The following is an 18286-nucleotide window of genomic DNA, read 5'->3' on the forward strand; positions in this document are numbered from 1 at the left end:
GCTAGATCTGGCCTTAGGCCTTGAAACGTCAAAATTGATCCCCATAATATGCCCAGAGTATTTAGAAACAAAGCATTTTTAGCTGGAGTGAAAATGAGCAACGAGTCGATTAAAGCAGAACAGGATCTGATCCAAGAGGGTGTAGAGTCTGAAGTTTCTACCGAAGAAGCAAGTCTGATTGATGAGCTTACCCAAGCCAATTTCCGTATTGAAGAGCTGGAACAGTTACTCGCTGACGCTTTGGCGAAAGTTGATGAGCAAAAAGATTCAGTAATACGTGCAGCTGCCGAAGTGGATAACATTCGTCGTCGTGCTGCGATGGATGTAGAGAAAGCCAATAAGTTTGCTCTGGAAAAATTTGCCAACGAATTGCTGCCAGTGATAGACAATATGGAGCGAGCGCTGCAAGGTACTAATCCGCAGGATGAAACCACTAAAGCTATCTATGAAGGTGTTGAGTTAACACAAAAGAGTTTGTTGACCGCTGTGGCGAAATTTGGTGTAAAACAAATTGATCCTCAAGGACAAGCCTTCAACCCTGATCAACATCAAGCGATTGGTATGCAACCAAGTGCTGAATTCCCAGCCAATACTGTGATGTTAGTGATGCAAAAAGGCTATGAACTGAATAGCCGTTTATTGCGCCCAGCCATGGTGATGGTGTCTCAAGGTGGCCCTAGCCAAGAGTCTGCTTCGATTGATATTGAAGCGTAAGCGATAAAACGTTAAACCAATAAAAAGGACTGCAGATGCAGTCCTTTTTAGTTTAAAAATTTTATTGTAAGTTAATCAGTAGCTTATTTTTCATAAACTGGGAGCAAGCTCCCTTGAGCTTAATTGGCGAGATAGGCATTAATCTGCGCTAACATGCCTTCGGCATCGAGTTGTAAGTCATGGATCACTTCTTCTGGTGATCCATGTTTAATAAACTCATCGGGCAAGCCAATTTGTAGTACAGGTTTAGGCATTTTAAGCTTTTGCAGAAGCTCTAGCACACCTGAGCCAGCGCCGCCCATAATGGCGTTTTCTTCCACTGTAACTAGCACATCGTGGGTTTGCGCCATCTCTTTCACTAAATCCACATCCAGCGGTTTCACAAAGCGCATATCGACCACTGTTGCATCTAAACTCTCTGCGGCAGTGAGTGCTGCGGCTAAGGTAGTCCCGAAGTTAAGCATCGCGATACGTTTGCCTAAACGCTTAATCACCCCTTTACCAATTGGCAGCGCCGTCATGGCTTCAACTTGAGTTGCACCTGTTGCACTACCTCTTGGATAGCGTACTGCGCTTGGGCCTGCATCATAGCAATACCCGGTATACAGCATCTGGCGACATTCATTTTCATCCGATGGCGCCATAATCACCATATTTGGGATACAGCGCATAAAGCTTAAATCGAACGCCCCTTGATGGGTTGGGCCGTCGGCACCGACAATACCTCCACGGTCAATCGCAAATAGTACGGGTAAACGCTGCAATGCGACATCGTGGATCAGCTGATCATAGCCGCGTTGCAAGAAGGTCGAATAGATTGCGACCACAGGTTTATAGCCCTCACAGGCAAACCCTGCACCTAAGGTCACCGCATGTTGCTCGGCAATGGCTGCATCAAAATATTGTTTTGGGAAGCGCTGCGAGAACTCCACCATACCCGACCCTTCACGCATGGCAGGGGTAATGCCTAAGACTTTTTCATCCTGCTCAGCGATATCACATAACCATTTACCAAACACTTGAGAGAAGGTTGGTAGTCCCGGCTTAGTCGCTGGCTTCTTAAATTGTGATGGGTCAAATTTAGGGACTGCGTGCCAGCCGATAGGATCTTTCTCGGCTGGTTCATAGCCACGACCTTTTTTGGTCATAATGTGTAGCACTTGTGGCCCCTTTAGATTGCGCATATTGCGCAGGGTTTCCACTAGGGCATCGACATCGTGGCCATCAATAGGGCCGATATAGTTAAAGCCTAACTCTTCAAACAGTGTGCCAGGAACCACCATGCCTTTGAGGTGTTCTTCGGTGCGCTTGGCCATTTCTTTGATAACAGGCATGCCCTTGAGTACTTTCTTGCTGCTTTCACGAATCGTGGTGTAGAAGCGGCCTGACATCAATTGGGCTAAGTGATTGTTGAGTGCGCCGACATTTTCTGAAATCGACATTTCATTATCGTTTAGCACCATCAGCATATCATTGTGCAAATCACCCGCGTGGTTCATTGCCTCGAACACCATGCCGCCTGTCATTGCACCATCGCCAATCACGGCAACCACTTTACGGCCTGCCTGTTCTTTTTCGGCGGCAACGGCCATGGCTAATGCGGCACTGATGGAGGTGCCTGAGTGTCCTACGCTAAAGGTGTCATATTCACTTTCTTCCCGCCAAGGGAAGGGGTGTAAACCGTTCTTTTGCCTAATGGTGTGCATTCTATCACGGCGACCAGTGAGGATTTTATGGGGATAGGCTTGGTGACCAACATCCCAAATCAAACGGTCAAACGGGGTGTTATAGACATAATGCAGGGCAACAGTCAGCTCGACAGTGCCAAGCCCTGAGGCAAAATGTCCGCTGGACATGCCAACGGACTTAAGAAGGAACTCCCGCAACTCATCGGCCAATTGGGGTAATAGGGCCTGTGGAAGCTGGCGGAGTTCATTAGGTGTGTTGGCCTGTGCCAACACCGGAAACTGAGAAATGTCCAAACTCATAGCGAGATACTTCGTCTCTTTTTATATTCTTCGCTCAATAATATAGCGGGCGAAGTCTGCAATTAACTGGCTATTGTATGGCAATTTAGCCAGCGCTGATAGTGCCTCTTGGATCAGTTGCGCGGCGGTATCTTTTGCGCCTTGCAGTCCAAGTAGTTGCGGAAAAGTACTCTTATTTGACTCGGCATCTGAGCCTTGAGGTTTGCCGAGTTCTTCCGTGGTGGCAATAATGTCCAGAATATCGTCTTGGACTTGGAAGGCAAGTCCTACGGCATGGGCAAATTCCATCATAGTCTGATATTGATCTTTTGGCGCGTTCGCGGCGATCAAGGCTAACTCAACGGCGCAGCTGATCAGCGCCCCTGTTTTCATATTATGCAGTTGAGTTAATGCTTTAAGATCAATGTGCTTATCGGTGGAGGCTAAGTCGATGGCTTGACCGCCGCACATCCCCCGATAACCAGAGGCTTTTGCCAATGCTCTGACCATAGCGATATGTTGCTCGCTGGTAATCCCTGGCACGGCTTCAGTCACAATCTCAAAAGCTAAAGTTTGTAGTGCATCCCCAGCAAGAATTGCGGTGGCTTCATCGAAAGCGATATGCACTGTGGGTTGACCACGGCGAAGTGCATCATCATCCATAGCGGGTAAATCGTCATGGATTAACGAATAGGCGTGGATGCATTCAATCGCGGCGGCGCAGGCATCGAGTTTTTCAAGTGCTACGCCAAACATTTGCCCGACACTGTAAACCAAGAAGGGACGAATGCGTTTTCCCCCTAAAAGGGCGCCATGGGTCATCGCGGCTTTTAACTGAGGAGCTGTATCTTCGAGTGTACTAAAACGTTGTTTTAATTGGTTATCAACTCGTAGTTGATATTCTTTTATTGCATTGACTAACACGCTTATTCGCCCTCAACGGCATAGGGAGAGAGGGGCGCATTTTCATCCTGCTTGAGTAAAATGGCCACTTTTTGCTGAGCTTGTTCAAGTTTTGCCTGGCTGTTACGCACCAGATTGATGCCTCGTTCAAATTGTTTTAACGCATCATCGAGAGAGACATCGCCCTGCTCTAACTCAGCAACGATGCGCTCGAGTTCACCAAGGGATTCTTCAAAACTGAGATTTTCGGGTTTCTTTGCCACGTTAATAATTCCTTTGAAAGAGCGGACACAAGGTATATCAGGGCGGCTCAAGGGTCAAATTCAGTCGATGGATATTTGCTCGATAGCACGCTTTGTTGCTGAATTTTTTTCAGAAAATAGAAATTGCCGCTAAACTTGCTTAGAGCTTGTCCGATAAATGACAATAGTAGCATTATGCTTATAATCATCTTAAGACATCATAAAATAAGGCTTGGGTTAAGACCAAAGTGTTAACCGTTGACGGATGACATTTAGTGTTATTTTGCCAATAGAGTCAGTATCATGTCGTTTATACAGAATATTGAGGAGCCGTTGTGGATTTAGCTACAGTTATTGGACTAGTCGGGAGCTTTGGTTTTATCCTTTGGGCCATGGTAACCAGCGGCGGCATTGCAATTTTTATCGATATTCCTTCCGTCTTTATCGTGTTTGGTGGCTCCTTCTTTGTCGTGATGATGAAATTCAATTTAAAACAGTTTTTAGGTGCGGTAAAAATCGCAGTAAAAGCCTTTATGTTTAAAATTGATAAACCTGAAGATCTTATTGAACAATCAGTGACGATGGCTGATGCGGCGCGTAAAGGTGGATTTCTTGCTCTTGAAGAAGCACAAATTTCCAACAGTTTTATGCAAAAAGCCGTCGATATGTTAGTGGATGGTCATGACGGTGAGGTGGTACGTGCCGCGCTTGAAAAAGATATCGCCCTCACCGAAGAGCGCCATCGCAACGGCATCGCCATTTTCCGGGCTTTTGGTGATGTAGGACCCGCGATGGGGATGATTGGTACCCTAGTGGGCTTGGTGGCGATGTTATCCAATATGTCGGACCCGAAATCGATTGGCCCTTCAATGGCGGTTGCGTTGTTAACTACCCTATATGGTGCGGTAGTGGCTAACATGGTGTGTATTCCTATCGCCGATAAATTAAGCCTTAGAATGGGTGAGGAAATGCTAAACCGTAACTTGATTATGGATGCGGTATTGGCGATTCAAGATGGCCAAAACCCTCGAGTAATTGAAGGCTTTTTGAAGAACTATCTTGCTGAAAAACAGCGGAAAATCGATACAACGGACGGAGAGTAGCCCATGGCTAAGTGCAACTGTCCACCGCCCGGAGCACCACTCTGGTTGGCAACATTTGCCGATTTGATGTCCCTCTTGATGTGTTTCTTCGTGTTGCTGCTGTCATTCTCCGAAATGGATGTGATGAAGTTTAAGCAGATTGCAGGTTCGATGAAGTATGCATTTGGGGTACAAAACAAAGTCGAAGTCAAAGATATTCCTAAGGGGACGTCTGTGATTGCCCTCGAGTTCCGTCCTGGTCGTCCCGATCCCACGCCGATTGAGATCATCAACCAACAAACCAATGAAATGACCGAACCCACGTTGGATTTCCAAGCGGGGGAAGATGATAGTGCGGGTGGGGTACAACAACAGAACGGTTCGCAGCGAGGTGGCGAAGCAACGGCTACAGCCCAAGAAACCGCAGATGCAGTGAAGGCCGAGGCTGCGGCAGCGCAGGATAAGATTAATCAGCAAGTGAAAAAAATGGCGCAGGAGCTCAATAAAGAGATCACCGATGGGGCGATTGAAATTGAGTCACTTGGACAGCAAATTATTATTCGCATCCGTGAAAAAGGTTCATTTGCCTCAGGCTCTGGTTTCCTACAACCGCGATTTAAACCAGTGGTGCGTTCGGTGGGGGAGTTGCTCAAAGATGTGCCGGGAATTATCACCGTATCGGGTTACACCGACGATATGCAGATAAGTGATGAGCTCTATAGCTCAAACTGGGATCTCTCCAGTAAACGTGCTGTAGCTGTGGCTGATGTGTTATTGCAGGTCAAGGGTTTTGATCCTAAACGGATGAAAGTGGTCGGTATGGCCTCAAATAATCCAATTGTTTTAAATGATTCGCCTGAAAATCGCGCGCGAAATCGTCGAGTTGAGATTGCGATTGAACAAGGTAAAGCAAAAGAATCCGAAGAAATTCAAGTAGGTAAATAGCTTTTAATCCAAATCAGTTATTTGATAAAAACGCCGTGACTTGCTCACGGCTTTTTTATTTGGGCTTTTTTGACTATAAGTTCAACTGTGCGTAAGCGCACGCCACGAGCAGCCCTAGTGTGGAAACAGGTGCGCCAATCGCCGTGAGTTTGTTATAATCCGGCGATTATTCTTTTAACCAATTTTGCTGTTGCCAAAATTGCCCGCGGAAATCCCATGAAGTTTATTGTAAAGCTGTACCCAGAAATCATGATGAAGAGTAAGCCTGTGCGCATGCGCTTCACTAAAATGCTTGAAACCAACATCCGTAACGTGCTCAAAAAAGTTGATGAAGATGCTAAAGTGCAACGTCAATGGGACCGTATTTGGGTAAAGGTGCCAAATGATAAACCTGAATTAGCTCAGGCCTTTGGTGAGCGTTTAGCTTGTATCCCTGGGATCGCCCACGTAGTGCAAGTGGATGAATACAGCTTTACCTCTGTGGATGATATTTATCAGCAAGTGTTGCCCGTTTATCGCGACCAAATTGCCGGCAAAACCTTCTGTGTACGCGTCAAGCGCACTGGTAATCACGATTTTAACTCTATTGAAGTAGAGCGTTATGTCGGTGGTGGCTTAAACCAGTTTACCGATGCGATTGGCGTGCGCTTAAAGAACCCCGAAGTCACTGTTAACCTCGAAATCGAGGGCGATAAACTGTATATGGTGACTAAGCGTATCGAAGGCTTAGGCGGTTTCCCAATGGCAACGCAGGAAGATGTGTTGTCGTTAATTTCGGGCGGTTTTGACTCGGGCGTATCGAGTTATCAATTTATTAAGAAGGGCGCTCGTACCCATTACTGTTTCTTCAACCTAGGCGGCGCGCAGCATGAGATTGGCGTTAAGCAGGTTGCTTACCATTTGTGGAAAACCTATGGTGAATCCCACAAGGTGAAGTTTGTGTCCGTGCCGTTTGAGCCTGTGGTGGCCGAGATTTTAGAGAAAATCGACAATGGTCAAATGGGCGTGGTGCTCAAACGGATGATGATGCGCACCGCGGCACGTATTGCCGAGCGTATGGGCATTCAGGCGATTGTGACTGGTGAAAGCTTGGGTCAAGTGTCGAGCCAAACCTTAACCAACTTAAACGTGATTGATCGTTGCACCGATATGTTGATTTTGCGTCCGCTGATCACTATGGATAAGCAAGATATTATCAATGAATGCCGTCGTATCGGCACCGAAGATTTTGCTAAGTCTATGCCGGAATATTGCGGGGTGATTTCACAAAAGCCGACTGTTAAAGCGGTACTGGCTAAGGTGGAAGCGGAAGAGACGAAATTCTCTGAGGATTTGATTGACCGTATCGTAGAGCAAGCCGTGGCCATTGATATCCGGGAGATAGCAGAACAAATGAATACCCGTATCACTGAAACTGAGACCGTTGTTGCTATCGACACCAATGAAGTGGTGATTGATATTCGCGCCCCAGAGGAAGAAGAGAATAAACCGCTGGAGATTGAAGGCGTGGAAATCAAGCGCATTCCTTTCTTCAAATTAGCGACTCAGTTTGCCGATCTCGATAAGCAAAAGACTTACCTGCTGTACTGTGAGCGTGGCGTGATGAGTAAATTACAGGCACTTTACCTGATTGAGCAAGGTTATCACAATGTTAAGGTTTACCGCCCTTAAGCGATAGCCAGCAAAGCGTATGCAAGGTCAAACCTCAGGTTTGACCTTGATATGCAGCAATCTACGGGATTACGAATACAAAAAAGCCGCATTGGAATGCGGCTTTTATGTTATTGCGAAGCAGTGCAATTTACTCGGTTTTGACCACTTGCTGTGCTGGTAACACCTCATCGGCAATCAATAAGGTGGGATCTTGCAGCGCTTCTTGGTGCATTTTTTCCATCGTTGCCGTCAGTTCGGCATTGATACTTGTTTGTAAATCACTGGTGTCGATAATAATTTCGGCATTGATAACATTAGCGTAGACATTGGCACTGAGTGCGCTGACTAACACTAACGCAAAAGCAGATTTTAAATTGAACATAGTCGCCTCCGGGCTGACAAAGTATTGCTGTCAGACATTCCCATCACCCGTTCGAGATTGTCCAACTCATGTGTTTCGTTGGCGCAAAATTTAATCAAAAACGCTGGCCTTTACAAACGATTAAATGTAACAATACGGATTAGAAAAACTAATTAAAAATTGAGATAGAGATCACTATGTCAAGACGCTTACCACCACTGAATGCGGTTAAAGCATTTGAGGCCGCCGCACGGCATTTGAGCTTTACTCGAGCGGCTGAAGAATTGTTTGTGACTCAGGCTGCGGTGAGTCATCAAATTAAAGCGCTGGAAGACTTTCTCGGATTAAAATTATTTCGCCGAAAAAATCGTTCACTGCTGCTAACCGAGGAAGGCCAGAGTTATTTTCTCGATATTAAGGACATCTTTATTCAATTGGCTGATGCGACCGATAGGCTGCTCGCACGTAGTGCTATTGGTTCGTTGACCGTGAGCATGTCGCCAAGCTTTGCGATTCAGTGGCTGGTGCCGCGTCTGTCCAAGTTTAGTGAAAAGAATCCTGATATTGACGTACGGATCAAGGCGGTGGACACAGAGGCCAGTTCCTTAACTGACGATGTTGATGTCGCGATCTATTATGGTTTAGGCAATTGGCCTGGGCTGCGGGCCGATAAACTTCGCAATGAAGTGCTTATTCCTGTGTGTTCACCCATGCTGTTAAATGGCCCTAAGCCGCTGTCAAAGCCGGAAGATTTAAAACACCATACATTGCTACACGATATGAGTCGCCACGATTGGCAGGCGTGGTTTAGACAATGCGGTATTACCGATATCAATGTTAACCAAGGTCCAATTTTCAGTCATTCTTCCCTCGTCTTGCAGGCAGCGGCTCATGGTCAAGGTGTGGCGTTAGGTTATAGCGTGTTGGCTCGGCCCGATATTAAGGCGGGACGACTGGTATGCCCATTTCAAGAAGTGCTAGTGAGCAAAGATGCTTACTACCTCGTTTGCCAACAGAATCATGCCGAGCTGGGTAAAGTGGTCGCGTTTCGTGAGTGGATGTTAGATATGTTTGCCGAGGAGTCACGCAGTGAGTTGTTGCCCGGATAATCCGTTGGTAAATGTTGCACTAAGTGCCCATGTGTTAGAAGGTGAACCCTCAGAGATCTTGATTTTATTTGCGCATGGCGCGGGAGCGAATCGAGACTCAGACTTTATGTGCCAAATGGCCGCAGGTCTTGTCGACAAGGGCTTTCAAGTGATACGTTTTAATTTTCCCTACATGCAGGCTAATGCCATGGATGGTAAAAAGCGACCGCCAGACAGGGCACCAAAGCTGCTTGCCTGTTTTAGCGAGATGCTCGATGTGGCGCACGCTCAGCCTAAGGTTAAGCGGGTGGTCTTGATGGGCAAATCCATGGGCGGACGCATGGCGGCGTTACTGGCTTGTGATAGCGTACAAGCCAGCCGTATCGATAGGGTTATTTGTTTAGGTTATCCCTTTATTCCGCTTAAGGGCGGTGAGCCTAGGTTGGAACCCCTGAACGACTGCCAAGTGCCCGTGTTAGTGCTGCAAGGGGAGCGGGATAAGTTTGGCGGCAAGATACAAATCCCCACTTGGCCACTTAACAGTAATATTCAAATTGAATACTTAGCCGATGGGGATCATAGTTTTGTCCCAAGAAAGTCGTCAGGTACGACTGAAGCGGCTAACCTTGCACTGGCTGTTGATTTATCAGCAAAATTTATTGGCTAATGTTTCTTCTTGATATGACGTAAAGTGCTCAGAGTCTGGATTAACGGCTCGGGCGTCATCCGTTGTAAAGCCTATTGGTTTTTGGAGGTTAAAATGCGTAAAGGATTGTTGTTACTCGCCGCGGTAAGCGGATTTTTTGCGGTCGCGCTAGGTGCTTTTGGTGCCCACGGTTTAAAAGCCGTTGCGCCCCCTGAGTTGATTGAAGTGTTTAATCTTGGGGTGCAATACCACTTCTACCATACCTTTGCCTTGATTGTGGTGGCTTTTGCGGGGCAGTGGTTAACCTCACGTTTACTCGATTGGGCGGCGTATTTATTTATTGCGGGTATAGTGCTGTTTTCTGGGTCGCTCTACGGTTTGGCGCTGGTCGGCAGCAAATGGTTTGGCCCTATCACGCCGATGGGCGGCGGCTGTTTCCTCTTAGGTTGGTTATTGCTGGCCGCGGCCGTATGGCGCCATAAAGTGGTGGATGGTAACGAGTCATAATGCTTGTATGGCGCAGCCACTGCGCCGTGCGTCCACGCAGCCAATAGCACAAAAGCCCGATAGCAAATCGGGCTTTTGTGTATTGAAATTGCTATACTGGCGCCCAAATCGATAGTCGGCCATGTTTATGGCTTGGATTTCTTAAGGATCTCCATGAAAAACCTATTTTTATTTTGCCGTGCAGGCTATGAGAAAGAATGCGCAGCAGAAATCCAACAGCGAGCGGCTGAGCTCAATGTGGGTGGCTTTGTTAAGGCCAACAATAACGATGCCTATGTGGTATACCAATGTTTTGACGATGATGGCGGCGATACCTTGGCCAAGCAACTGTCGTTAGATTCGCTGATCTTTGCTCGTCAGATGTTTGCCGCGAGTGAACTGCTAGCCGATTTGCCCGAGTCTGACCGTGTCAGCCCGATTGTGGCAGCGCTCAGTGAGGTGAGTAAAGCGGGCGAGCTGAGGGTTGAAACCCCTGATACCAATGAAGCAAAAGAGCTGTCGGCATTTTGCCGTAAGTTTACTGTGCCTTTACGCCAGCATTTGAAAAAATCCGGTAGTTTACTTGCTCAGGAAAACCCTAAGCGTCCGATTATTCATGTGTGTTTTGTTGGCCCAGGACGCGCCTACGTTGGTTATTCCTTCAGCAACAACAGCTCACCCTATTTTATGGGGATCCCGCGTCTGAAAATGGCCGCCGATGCACCAAGTCGCTCAAGCCTGAAACTCGATGAAGCATTCGCGCAGTTTGTGCCTAAAGAAGCGCAGGAAGAGCGGGTTCGCAGCGGCATGAATGCGGTGGACTTAGGCGCTTGCCCAGGTGGCTGGACCTATCAGTTAGTGCGTCGTGGCATGATGGTCTCCGCGGTCGATAATGGCCCAATGAACGAAAAACTGATGGAAACCGGACAAGTGAAACATTTCCGTGAGGATGGTTTCCGCTTCGAGCCACAGCGTAAAAACATTTATTGGTTAGTGTGTGACATGGTTGAAAAACCGGCGCGTGTAGCCGAGCTGATTGAGGCTTGGGCCATCAATGGCTGGTTTAAAGAAGCCATTTTCAACCTCAAGCTGCCGATGAAGAGCCGTTATAAAGAAGTGATGGCGATTTTGAATACCATGCAGGAAATCCTCAAGGAAAACGGCATCAACGAATTCCAGTTGCAGTGTAAGCACTTATACCATGACCGCGATGAGGTGACGGTGCACTTATGGCTTAAGCCTAGCCAGCCTTGGAACTAATCTACGGTTTTTTACCGTTCTGTTAGTGAGTGAAGCCCCAAGTCATGTTTGGGGCTTTTTATTTGGCTGTTCTGCTAGGGCGTGTTGACGTTTCGAGATTAGATTTTGTTCGTTCTGGCAAGCACGTGCTCGCGAAACGAGGAATGATGTGTAGTTATTCTACTCAAATGACGAGTGACAAAGAGCAAGGGCTTGCCAGACGAACCCTTCGGGCAGCATTTGGCTGGCTTTTCTGCCGCGTTATCGTCCGTTTATGTAGAATAACTACACTGCACGGACTTTGCCTTGCATAAAAGCCAGCCACATTGCTGCAAAAATAACCCTGAAACGTCAACACGCCCTAAATGGCGGCCATAAAAAACGCACCCTAAGGTGCGTTTTTTGTTTCGCGCAAAGCGATTATGACAGACGGTCAAGCACCGCTTGAGTGAAGTCAGTCGTACCGTGGGTGCCGCCTAAATCGCGAGTCGTACGGTCGCCTTCTTCAATCACTGCCGATACGGCTTTACGGATCATGTCGGCTTTATCTGCCATGCCTAAGTATTCCAGCATTTGGATAGAGGCTAAGATCACAGAGGTTGGGTTTGCGAGGTTTTTACCCGCGATATCGGGCGCGCTGCCGTGAACCGCTTCGAAAATCGCTGCATCACGGCCAATGTTGGCGCCGGGTGCCATACCTAAACCACCGACTAAACCGGCACACAGATCCGACAGAATGTCACCAAACAGGTTGGTGGTCACGATGACGTCGAAGTTTTCTGGGTTCATCACTAACTTCATGCAAGTCGCATCGACGATCATTTCTTCAGTTTTGATGTCTGGGTAGCGAAGGCTCACTTCGCGGGCCACTTTCAGGAACAGACCTGAAGTTGACTTCATGATGTTTGCTTTGTGCACGATAGTGACTTTCTTGCGGTTTTCTTTACGGGCCAGTTCGTAAGCGAAGGTCGCGATTTGCTCAGCGCCTTGGCGAGTGACGATACTGGTCGCTTCTGCGGTGCTGCCGTCTTCAGAAACCTTTTGACCGTGGCCTGAGTACATGCCTTCGGTGTTTTCACGCACTGTGATGATATCAATGTTTTCATAACGGGCTTGAGTGCCTTTGAAAGACAACACTGGGCGCACGTTCGCGTACAGGCCGAATTTCTTACGTAATGTCACGTTGATAGAGGTAAAACCTTCGCCTACTGGTGTCGTCAGCGGGCCTTTGAGGGTGATACGGTTTTTTTCGATCAGTTCTAAAGTACGCTGCGGAAGTAGTTCGCCTTGCTTCTCGAGAGCGGTTAAGCCTGCATCGGCAAATTCATATTCAAAATCACAACCAGCTTTATCAAGAATTTTTAAGGCTGAATCAATAATACTTGGGCCAATTCCATCACCTGGAATTACGGTTATCGTTCTTTTTGACATGGAGAAGTCCTTCCACGGTTCGTCGTTACTGCAATTGTCCGACCCGGGATCAGCCGGGTAACATGACTATGAATTTGGTATTTTTTCTCCCTATTATTTTAACCGTGTTTGGTCAAACTTCACAGGAATTAGTGAGCAATATCACGATTTTTTATTGGGTAAAACTTGTAAAAATACTGGGTTATAACGATGATGGAGAGCCAATGGTTAAAAAAGTCTACTTTAGTCTAACAACTACATAAAAGAGGAAGACATTGAAGTTATTACCTATCACATCGCTAGTGCTGTTATCCCTCGGAATATTGCCGCATGCCCATGCTGAAACTAGCACTAAACCGCTTACCCTGACCGACATTATGCATTTTGAGTCCCTCGAAAAGCCCGTTATCGCTGACAATGGTCAGGTGCTGGCGGTTGAGGTGGCGCCGGATCGTGGCGATAGCCATGGTTTAATTAAAAATCTGCAAACAGGAAAAGACTTTCAGATTGAAGGTGGCTCAGACCCTATCGTGAGTCACACTGGCCGTTATGTGGCGATGGCCGTTAAGCCTAGTTTGCTTAAAGTTGAAACCAGTGATGCTAAAGCCAAGAAAAAGCTTAAGGCCGATATGGTGCTGCTCGACACTGAAACGGGCATGCAAACTAAATTTGAACGGGTAAAAGAATTTGTCTTTAGTGACGATGGCGCGCATTTAGCCATTTGGTTTGAAGCCGACGAAGAGGCCAAAAAAGACGCCAAAGAGAAGGCTGAAGGCGCCGAAGATAAGCCCAAAGCCGAAAAGGTGAAGGTCGATAAGTTCGACCAAGGCCGTCGTTTTAGCTTAGTGAATCTATCTTCGCCTTCGCAGCGGGTGGATCTGGAGCATGTGACCGCCTATCAGTTTGATAAAGACAGTCGCCGCTTGGCTGTCGCGGTTAATGATATCGAAGCAAAGCAACATCAATTGCAACTGATTGATTTGAAAAACTACAAAAAATCAACGGCATTTGAGTCTCAAACCCAACAAATTGGCGCGCTAGCACTTTCAAAAAATGGTCGCTGGCTGGCCTTTACTCAAGGTGATGCGAGTGAATTACCCTATGGCCGCAGTTATCAGTTAAGCCTAGTCGATATTGCTTCGGGCAAAATTCGCCCTGTGCCAAACACCAAAGAGTGGACGTTAAACCGTTACGCCAGTTTAAACTTTTCATTAGACAGTGAGCGACTTTTCTTTGGCCGTGTGCCTGAGGTGAGCCAACAGCTCAGCCTGAAGAAAATCGCCGAAGAAAAAGATCTTTATGATAAAGAGATTGTGACTGGCCAGCGCAAACTTAAAGTTTGGCATGGGGAAGATCCGCGGATTAAACCCCATGAAATTAAGCAATATGAGGCAGAGCAAAAGCGTACTTATTTAGCGGTACTGCATTTAGGCTCTAACAATGTGGTGCAGCTTGGCGATAAAACGGTGCCGGATGTGGCCCTGTCACAGCACAAGCGTTATATGCTGGCAAGCTCTGACTTACCCTATCGCAAGATGATCACTTGGGCAGGGTTCTATCAAGATTATTACTTGGTGGATATCAACACGGGTCGCAAGTTGCCGCTGTTAACCCAACAACCCAGTGATGCTGAGCCAAGCTTATCGGGCGACGGTAAATATGTGGCCTATTATCAGCAAGGTCATGTGTATTTATACGATATTGCCGAAGGTCGCCGCACTAATCTGACCCAGTCTTTAAAGGTGAGTTTTGCCGATGAAGATCATGATTCTCCCTCCAATGCACCGGGTTATGGTTTTGGCCCTTGGCTTAAGGACGATGCCGGCTTCCTTGTCTACGATAAATTCGATGTGTGGCAGTTTAACACCGCATCGAAAACGGGCTTTGCCTTAACAGCAGGGCAGGGACGCGCTCAAAAAATTCAATATCGTGTCGAAGGTTTAGTCGATAATCCCGATGAGCCAACGACGCTTGCCTACAACGCTACTGTGCTGCTGCATGGTTACAGCGACAAGACTAAGGCCGATGGTTTTTATCAAGCGACCCTTGGCGAAGCGGGCGTTAAGACCTTGATGGAAGGCGAGTATAAATTAACTGTGCTTGGGCGCAGTAAAGATGCCGATACCTTGGTGTTTTCTAAGGAGCGATTTGATCTCTTTCCCGATTTATACACCGCAAGCTATCAAGCACCACAACAAGCAGTGAAGCAAACCGATTTTGATAAGCAGCGCCAAGCTTTTAATTGGAGCCAAGCTGAATTAGTGCATTGGACCAATGGTGATGGTAAACCCCTCGATGGTGTGTTGATAAAACCGACCAACTATCAAGCGGGCGAGCGTTATCCTGTGCTGGTGTACTACTATGAATTGATGACCGACAGACTGCATGCCTTTCCGCAAATGAAGGTTAACCATAGACCAAACTTTGCTTGGTATGTGAATAACGGTTATGCGGTATTCTTGCCGGATATTCGTTTCGATATCGGTTATCCCGGTGCTAGTTCGGTTCAAGCGCTGACCTCTGGCGTGCAAAAGCTTATCGATCTGGGTGTTGCCGATGCTAACGCCATTGGTTTACAAGGGCACTCTTGGAGCGGTTATCAAACGGCGTTTGCCATCACCCAAACTAAGATGTTTAAAGCCGCGGTGGCTGGTGCGCCAGTGGCGAATATGACCAGCGCCTACAGCGGTATTCGCCATGGCACCGGCATTGCACGACAATTCCAATACGAAACAGGCCAAAGCCGCATAGGTGCAAGTTTATTTGCAGCGCCACAAAAATACATTGAGAACTCGCCCGTGTTTTATGCCGATCGCATTAAAACGCCGTTGATGATCATGTTTGGCGATAAAGACGATGCGGTGCCCTGGGAGCAAGGTGTTGAAATGTACTTAGCGATGCGCCGTGCGGGTAAAGATGTGGTGTTTTTACAATATGAAGATGAGCCACATCATCTGAAAAAATACCCTAATAAGCTCGATTACAGCATTCGGATGATGGAATACTTCGACCATTATCTTAAAGGCAAACCCGCACCAGCCTGGTTAAGCCAAGGCGAAGCCTATGTCGAATATAAAGCCGATGATGAGTAATCGTCTGTTTTAGGTTTATCTATGAGCCAAACGCCACCGTAAGGTGGCGTTTTTGCGCTGCAAAGGAGCTAGAGTTAGCTAATTAATATCGTCCAATTAAATAGTTGCGATTAATAAGCTTTGGGGCAGGAATGAGTTAGCGACCTTACTAAATTAACTATCAATTGATTACTTCAAGTATGGGTAAATACACAAAGGAAAAAAGCAATGCTTTCCATACATTAATCTAGACTTTGAAATACTTGTCCTTTTGAGATAGCTCTAGAACTATATAATCTTTGTACTTCTCATAATCAGTATCTTCCAGTTGGCTCACTAACATTGATACGACTTGCTGACCAGAGAGTTTTATCGATTCATCGAATAATTGACGTATATGTTTAATGTCAACTTCGTCTATAGAGTCGTGTACAACAAACTTTGGCCTTTTAAGGCCAAGCGAATCGACAGTTTTGATATAGGACAAGTCAAAAGTGATTGCTTCAAGACGCTTCAATCCTCCATCATTGTTTGACTGGATATCATCTACAGTTGGTTGGCAATTGCCATTTTTAGCGTCTAAGTTCAGATTGAAGTTATATTCGACCCCATAGAAGGTATTAGTGTAAGCCTTGAAGTGTTTCTTAAATTCGGTTTCAAATATATGAACGTTTTGAAGTTCAGCTGCAAGTCTTTCGGAAAGCCTTTCTAGCCTTTCGGTCTCTTTGTTTAATCTGTCTTCTATACTATTCTTCTTTTCGACAATAGCATTTAGCTCAATTAGCTTTTTATTTAGTTCACCAATAGTCTTGACGGACTCAGAAATCTCTTCAATTTTCTTCTTAGACTTCAGTTCATGGTAAAGCGACGATTTTTTTGATCTAACGCCTTGAAGTTAATAGTAGTATTAATATGTTGGTCTTCAAGTATCTCAAGACCATCAGTAACAAATTCTGTTTTCGTCTCGACCAAATAATTATGAAATTTAAGTACACTATCATAGTCATTAATAACTGCCCCTAACTTAACAGATGCATAGCCATAGATAGTCTCTAGTTCACTAAGTAGTTGATGGTTTTTGTTACTTTCAAGTAATTTCTGAGTCTTCTTGATATTATTTACTTTTAGATCTAACGATAGAATCTGGTCAGATAATTTATTTTGTTCATTATCGATGCGATTAATTTCATCGATTATCGCTAGCTTATCTGTATTGTTTTCGCTCAGTAGTAGTGATCTTTCTAGCTTTTGGAGCTCTTTTTGAGTGCTGTTAATAGTACTAAGGATTTTGTCATCCTTTATAATACCATTAAATGATTTAAGCTTCTTATCATAGTTACTAAGGAATGTTTTAATACCCTGAATTGCACTCAGAATTTCAGTATCACTAAAGTTAAATAGGTATAAGAACAGAGTATTTCTATCTGCTTGAGATATTTTAAACTTATCATCATTGAACTTGACTGTCTTTGTCATTCGATGAGTATCTGTTCTCAGAAACTTTGGTGCTAGCTTTCTAAGGGTCGGCTTGTCAGAATATACATTGAACATAGTATTCAATATATGATGGTTGTACTCTTTTTTGCTCTTAATTTCATCGTTAACATAATAAGAACAATCAGTACTTTCAATGGCAAGGTTTCGTTTTATCTCAGTGATGTTACCGTCCAATCCAATATATGAAAGGGTACAGGTTACATTGTGTTCATTAAATAAATTATGAATGTGTGGTTCAGGTGTGCCAAATTCTTCATCAATATAAATAGGGCCAATAGAACCGTCTAACAAGAAATCGATGATACGACCAGGCACAGACTTACCGATCTGGTTACCTGATAAACTAGAATCTCTCTTATTGGTGATGATATTTAGAGTATCTTTGAATTCAATCTCTCGAATTATACATCCATCAACCTTTGTCTTTAATTTGAGCAGTTTCATTAATGGAAACCTCATTGTTATTATGTTTAATAGCAGAAATAGTGAATAGCCAGTCAAGAGTTAGGATCATATGGTCGATGGAAATAGAAAGCTCACTTTCTCCCAGCTTCATTAGGCGAGTAATCTTCATTTTACGACCTCTTGACTCTTGAAGTCGTTTTATTACGAATGCTCCAATATAGACAACGTTGATTTCCGGATTAGCACCTCTAGTCAGTATCATTAGGGTTCTCCAACACGTAACACTCAACAAAAGCATGAGCAATTACTATGTCAACTCCAAGAGCCATCTGTTCTTTGGTGAAATTGATGTTTGCAGACTTGTATAGGAATTTTGTTAGTTGAGTTTTGACGTCATCAATTATTCCGTCCGCATGTTGCTTAATAGCGTCCATGTCAGGTTCCCAAACATCGATGTTGAATTTATGTAGTGCTTTTTCATAAGGGCTATCCATTTAGCGCCACCAGTGTCAATATGTAGTAATGAAAACTTCATCGTATTTATTAAAAGCTGGCGTCGATTACCCTACAAATTGGG

Annotated in this window: 18 protein-coding genes; 9 read left to right on the forward strand and 9 right to left on the reverse strand. The window is 45.5% G+C overall.

Annotation, left to right across the window (positions count from 1 at the left end):
* The first annotated feature begins 93 nt into the window (after positions 1-93).
* Positions 94-714 (forward strand): nucleotide exchange factor GrpE, encoded by a 621-nt coding sequence (grpE, locus tag HG547_RS03605; RefSeq protein WP_037416074.1) that lies wholly within the window; start codon positions 94-96, stop codon positions 712-714.
* Positions 715-833: 119 nt separating this feature from the next.
* Here grpE and dxs read toward each other — a convergent pair whose 3' ends face one another.
* From dxs to xseB, 3 genes are read right to left on the reverse strand one after another with little or no spacing between them, the layout of a single operon-like run.
* Positions 834-2702, reverse strand: coding sequence for a 1-deoxy-D-xylulose-5-phosphate synthase (dxs, locus tag HG547_RS03610; protein WP_055647999.1), 1869 nt, complete (start codon positions 2700-2702; stop codon positions 834-836).
* 21 nt (positions 2703-2723) lie between these two features.
* Positions 2724-3605 carry a (2E,6E)-farnesyl diphosphate synthase gene (gene ispA / locus HG547_RS03615; RefSeq protein WP_069454565.1) on the reverse strand — a complete coding sequence of 294 codons (882 nt, stop codon included), beginning with the start codon at positions 3603-3605 and terminating at the stop codon, positions 2724-2726.
* Between the two features lie 2 nt (positions 3606-3607).
* Complete coding sequence (gene xseB, locus HG547_RS03620; RefSeq protein ID WP_011623480.1) at positions 3608-3847, reverse strand: exodeoxyribonuclease VII small subunit; 240 nt, start codon at positions 3845-3847, stop codon at positions 3608-3610.
* A 314-nt stretch (positions 3848-4161) separates the two neighbouring features.
* Between xseB and pomA the strand changes: the two genes are divergently transcribed.
* The 3 genes from pomA (at position 4162) to thiI (ending at position 7524) form a co-directional block, all read left to right on the forward strand.
* Positions 4162-4929 (forward strand): flagellar motor protein PomA, encoded by a 768-nt coding sequence (gene pomA, locus HG547_RS03625; RefSeq protein WP_047535853.1) that lies wholly within the window; start codon positions 4162-4164, stop codon positions 4927-4929.
* Positions 4930-4932: 3 nt separating this feature from the next.
* The gene (locus HG547_RS03630) at positions 4933-5853 is read left to right on the forward strand and encodes a flagellar motor protein MotB (protein ID WP_037425837.1); all 921 of its coding nucleotides are present in this window, start codon (positions 4933-4935) and stop codon (positions 5851-5853) included.
* Positions 5854-6069: 216 nt separating this feature from the next.
* Positions 6070-7524, forward strand: coding sequence for a tRNA uracil 4-sulfurtransferase ThiI (gene thiI / locus HG547_RS03635; protein WP_037425834.1), 1455 nt, complete (start codon positions 6070-6072; stop codon positions 7522-7524).
* Positions 7525-7654: 130 nt separating this feature from the next.
* Here thiI and HG547_RS03640 read toward each other — a convergent pair whose 3' ends face one another.
* Positions 7655-7888 (reverse strand): hypothetical protein, encoded by a 234-nt coding sequence (locus HG547_RS03640; protein WP_037416521.1) that lies wholly within the window; start codon positions 7886-7888, stop codon positions 7655-7657.
* A gap of 176 nt (positions 7889-8064) precedes the next feature.
* Between HG547_RS03640 and HG547_RS03645 the strand changes: the two genes are divergently transcribed.
* From HG547_RS03645 to rlmM, 4 genes are all read left to right on the forward strand, one after another.
* Entirely contained in the window at positions 8065-8976 is a 912-nt protein-coding gene (locus tag HG547_RS03645) for a transcriptional regulator GcvA (protein ID WP_037416523.1), read from the forward strand.
* Positions 8957-9622, forward strand: a complete 666-nt coding sequence (locus HG547_RS03650; RefSeq protein WP_169547029.1) for an alpha/beta fold hydrolase — start codon at positions 8957-8959, stop codon at positions 9620-9622. The genes HG547_RS03645 and HG547_RS03650 overlap by 20 nt, the downstream gene beginning before the upstream one ends.
* Before the next feature lie 93 nt (positions 9623-9715).
* Positions 9716-10108, forward strand: coding sequence for a DUF423 domain-containing protein (locus tag HG547_RS03655; RefSeq protein ID WP_037416529.1), 393 nt, complete (start codon positions 9716-9718; stop codon positions 10106-10108).
* Between the two features lie 153 nt (positions 10109-10261).
* Positions 10262-11347 (forward strand): 23S rRNA (cytidine(2498)-2'-O)-methyltransferase RlmM, encoded by a 1086-nt coding sequence (gene rlmM, locus HG547_RS03660; RefSeq protein WP_037416532.1) that lies wholly within the window; start codon positions 10262-10264, stop codon positions 11345-11347.
* Between the two features lie 399 nt (positions 11348-11746).
* Here the strand turns inward: rlmM and HG547_RS03665 are convergent, their stop codons facing one another.
* On the reverse strand, positions 11747-12757 hold the full coding sequence (locus tag HG547_RS03665; protein ID WP_037425822.1) for an isocitrate dehydrogenase: 1011 nt from the start codon (positions 12755-12757) through the stop codon (positions 11747-11749).
* A gap of 254 nt (positions 12758-13011) precedes the next feature.
* Between HG547_RS03665 and HG547_RS03670 the strand changes: the two genes are divergently transcribed.
* Positions 13012-15828, forward strand: a complete 2817-nt coding sequence (locus HG547_RS03670) for a prolyl oligopeptidase family serine peptidase (RefSeq protein WP_169547030.1) — start codon at positions 13012-13014, stop codon at positions 15826-15828.
* A 226-nt stretch (positions 15829-16054) separates the two neighbouring features.
* On the opposite strand, the gene HG547_RS20960 is transcribed toward HG547_RS03670, so the two are convergent.
* The 4 genes from HG547_RS20960 to HG547_RS03685 are packed head-to-tail and all read right to left on the reverse strand — an operon-like array spanning position 16055 to position 18203.
* Positions 16055-16660 carry a DUF2326 domain-containing protein gene (locus tag HG547_RS20960; protein ID WP_348981355.1) on the reverse strand — a complete coding sequence of 202 codons (606 nt, stop codon included), beginning with the start codon at positions 16658-16660 and terminating at the stop codon, positions 16055-16057.
* Positions 16657-17748 carry a hypothetical protein gene (locus tag HG547_RS20795; protein ID WP_248278679.1) on the reverse strand — a complete coding sequence of 364 codons (1092 nt, stop codon included), beginning with the start codon at positions 17746-17748 and terminating at the stop codon, positions 16657-16659. The genes HG547_RS20960 and HG547_RS20795 overlap by 4 nt, the downstream gene beginning before the upstream one ends.
* Positions 17717-17971, reverse strand: coding sequence for an ABC-three component system middle component 6 (locus tag HG547_RS03680; RefSeq protein ID WP_037416551.1), 255 nt, complete (start codon positions 17969-17971; stop codon positions 17717-17719). The genes HG547_RS20795 and HG547_RS03680 overlap by 32 nt, the downstream gene beginning before the upstream one ends.
* Complete coding sequence (locus HG547_RS03685; RefSeq protein WP_248278680.1) at positions 17958-18203, reverse strand: hypothetical protein; 246 nt, start codon at positions 18201-18203, stop codon at positions 17958-17960. The genes HG547_RS03680 and HG547_RS03685 overlap by 14 nt, the downstream gene beginning before the upstream one ends.
* Positions 18204-18286: the final 83 nt, after the last annotated feature.

Source organism: Shewanella sp. DNRA4 (assembly GCF_012843185.1).
Classification (GTDB): domain Bacteria; phylum Pseudomonadota; class Gammaproteobacteria; order Enterobacterales; family Shewanellaceae; genus Shewanella; species Shewanella xiamenensis.

Bases quoted from the DNA above. Each gene is read 5' to 3' on its own strand.
- rlmM (WP_037416532.1), top strand. From the start codon at position 10,262: ATGAAAAACCTATTTTTATTTTGCCGTGCAGGCTATGAGAAAGAATGC.
- HG547_RS03645 (WP_037416523.1), top strand. From the start codon at position 8,065: ATGTCAAGACGCTTACCACCACTGAATGCGGTTAAAGCATTTGAGGCC.
- HG547_RS03665 (WP_037425822.1), bottom strand. From the start codon at position 12,757: ATGTCAAAAAGAACGATAACCGTAATTCCAGGTGATGGAATTGGCCCA.
- HG547_RS20795 (WP_248278679.1), bottom strand. From the start codon at position 17,748: ATGAAACTGCTCAAATTAAAGACAAAGGTTGATGGATGTATAATTCGA.
- HG547_RS03680 (WP_037416551.1), bottom strand. From the start codon at position 17,971: ATGATACTGACTAGAGGTGCTAATCCGGAAATCAACGTTGTCTATATT.
- HG547_RS03655 (WP_037416529.1), top strand. From the start codon at position 9,716: ATGCGTAAAGGATTGTTGTTACTCGCCGCGGTAAGCGGATTTTTTGCG.
- HG547_RS03685 (WP_248278680.1), bottom strand. From the start codon at position 18,203: ATGGATAGCCCTTATGAAAAAGCACTACATAAATTCAACATCGATGTT.
- grpE (WP_037416074.1), top strand. From the start codon at position 94: ATGAGCAACGAGTCGATTAAAGCAGAACAGGATCTGATCCAAGAGGGT.
- HG547_RS03640 (WP_037416521.1), bottom strand. From the start codon at position 7,888: ATGTTCAATTTAAAATCTGCTTTTGCGTTAGTGTTAGTCAGCGCACTC.
- thiI (WP_037425834.1), top strand. From the start codon at position 6,070: ATGAAGTTTATTGTAAAGCTGTACCCAGAAATCATGATGAAGAGTAAG.
- HG547_RS03630 (WP_037425837.1), top strand. From the start codon at position 4,933: ATGGCTAAGTGCAACTGTCCACCGCCCGGAGCACCACTCTGGTTGGCA.
- dxs (WP_055647999.1), bottom strand. From the start codon at position 2,702: ATGAGTTTGGACATTTCTCAGTTTCCGGTGTTGGCACAGGCCAACACA.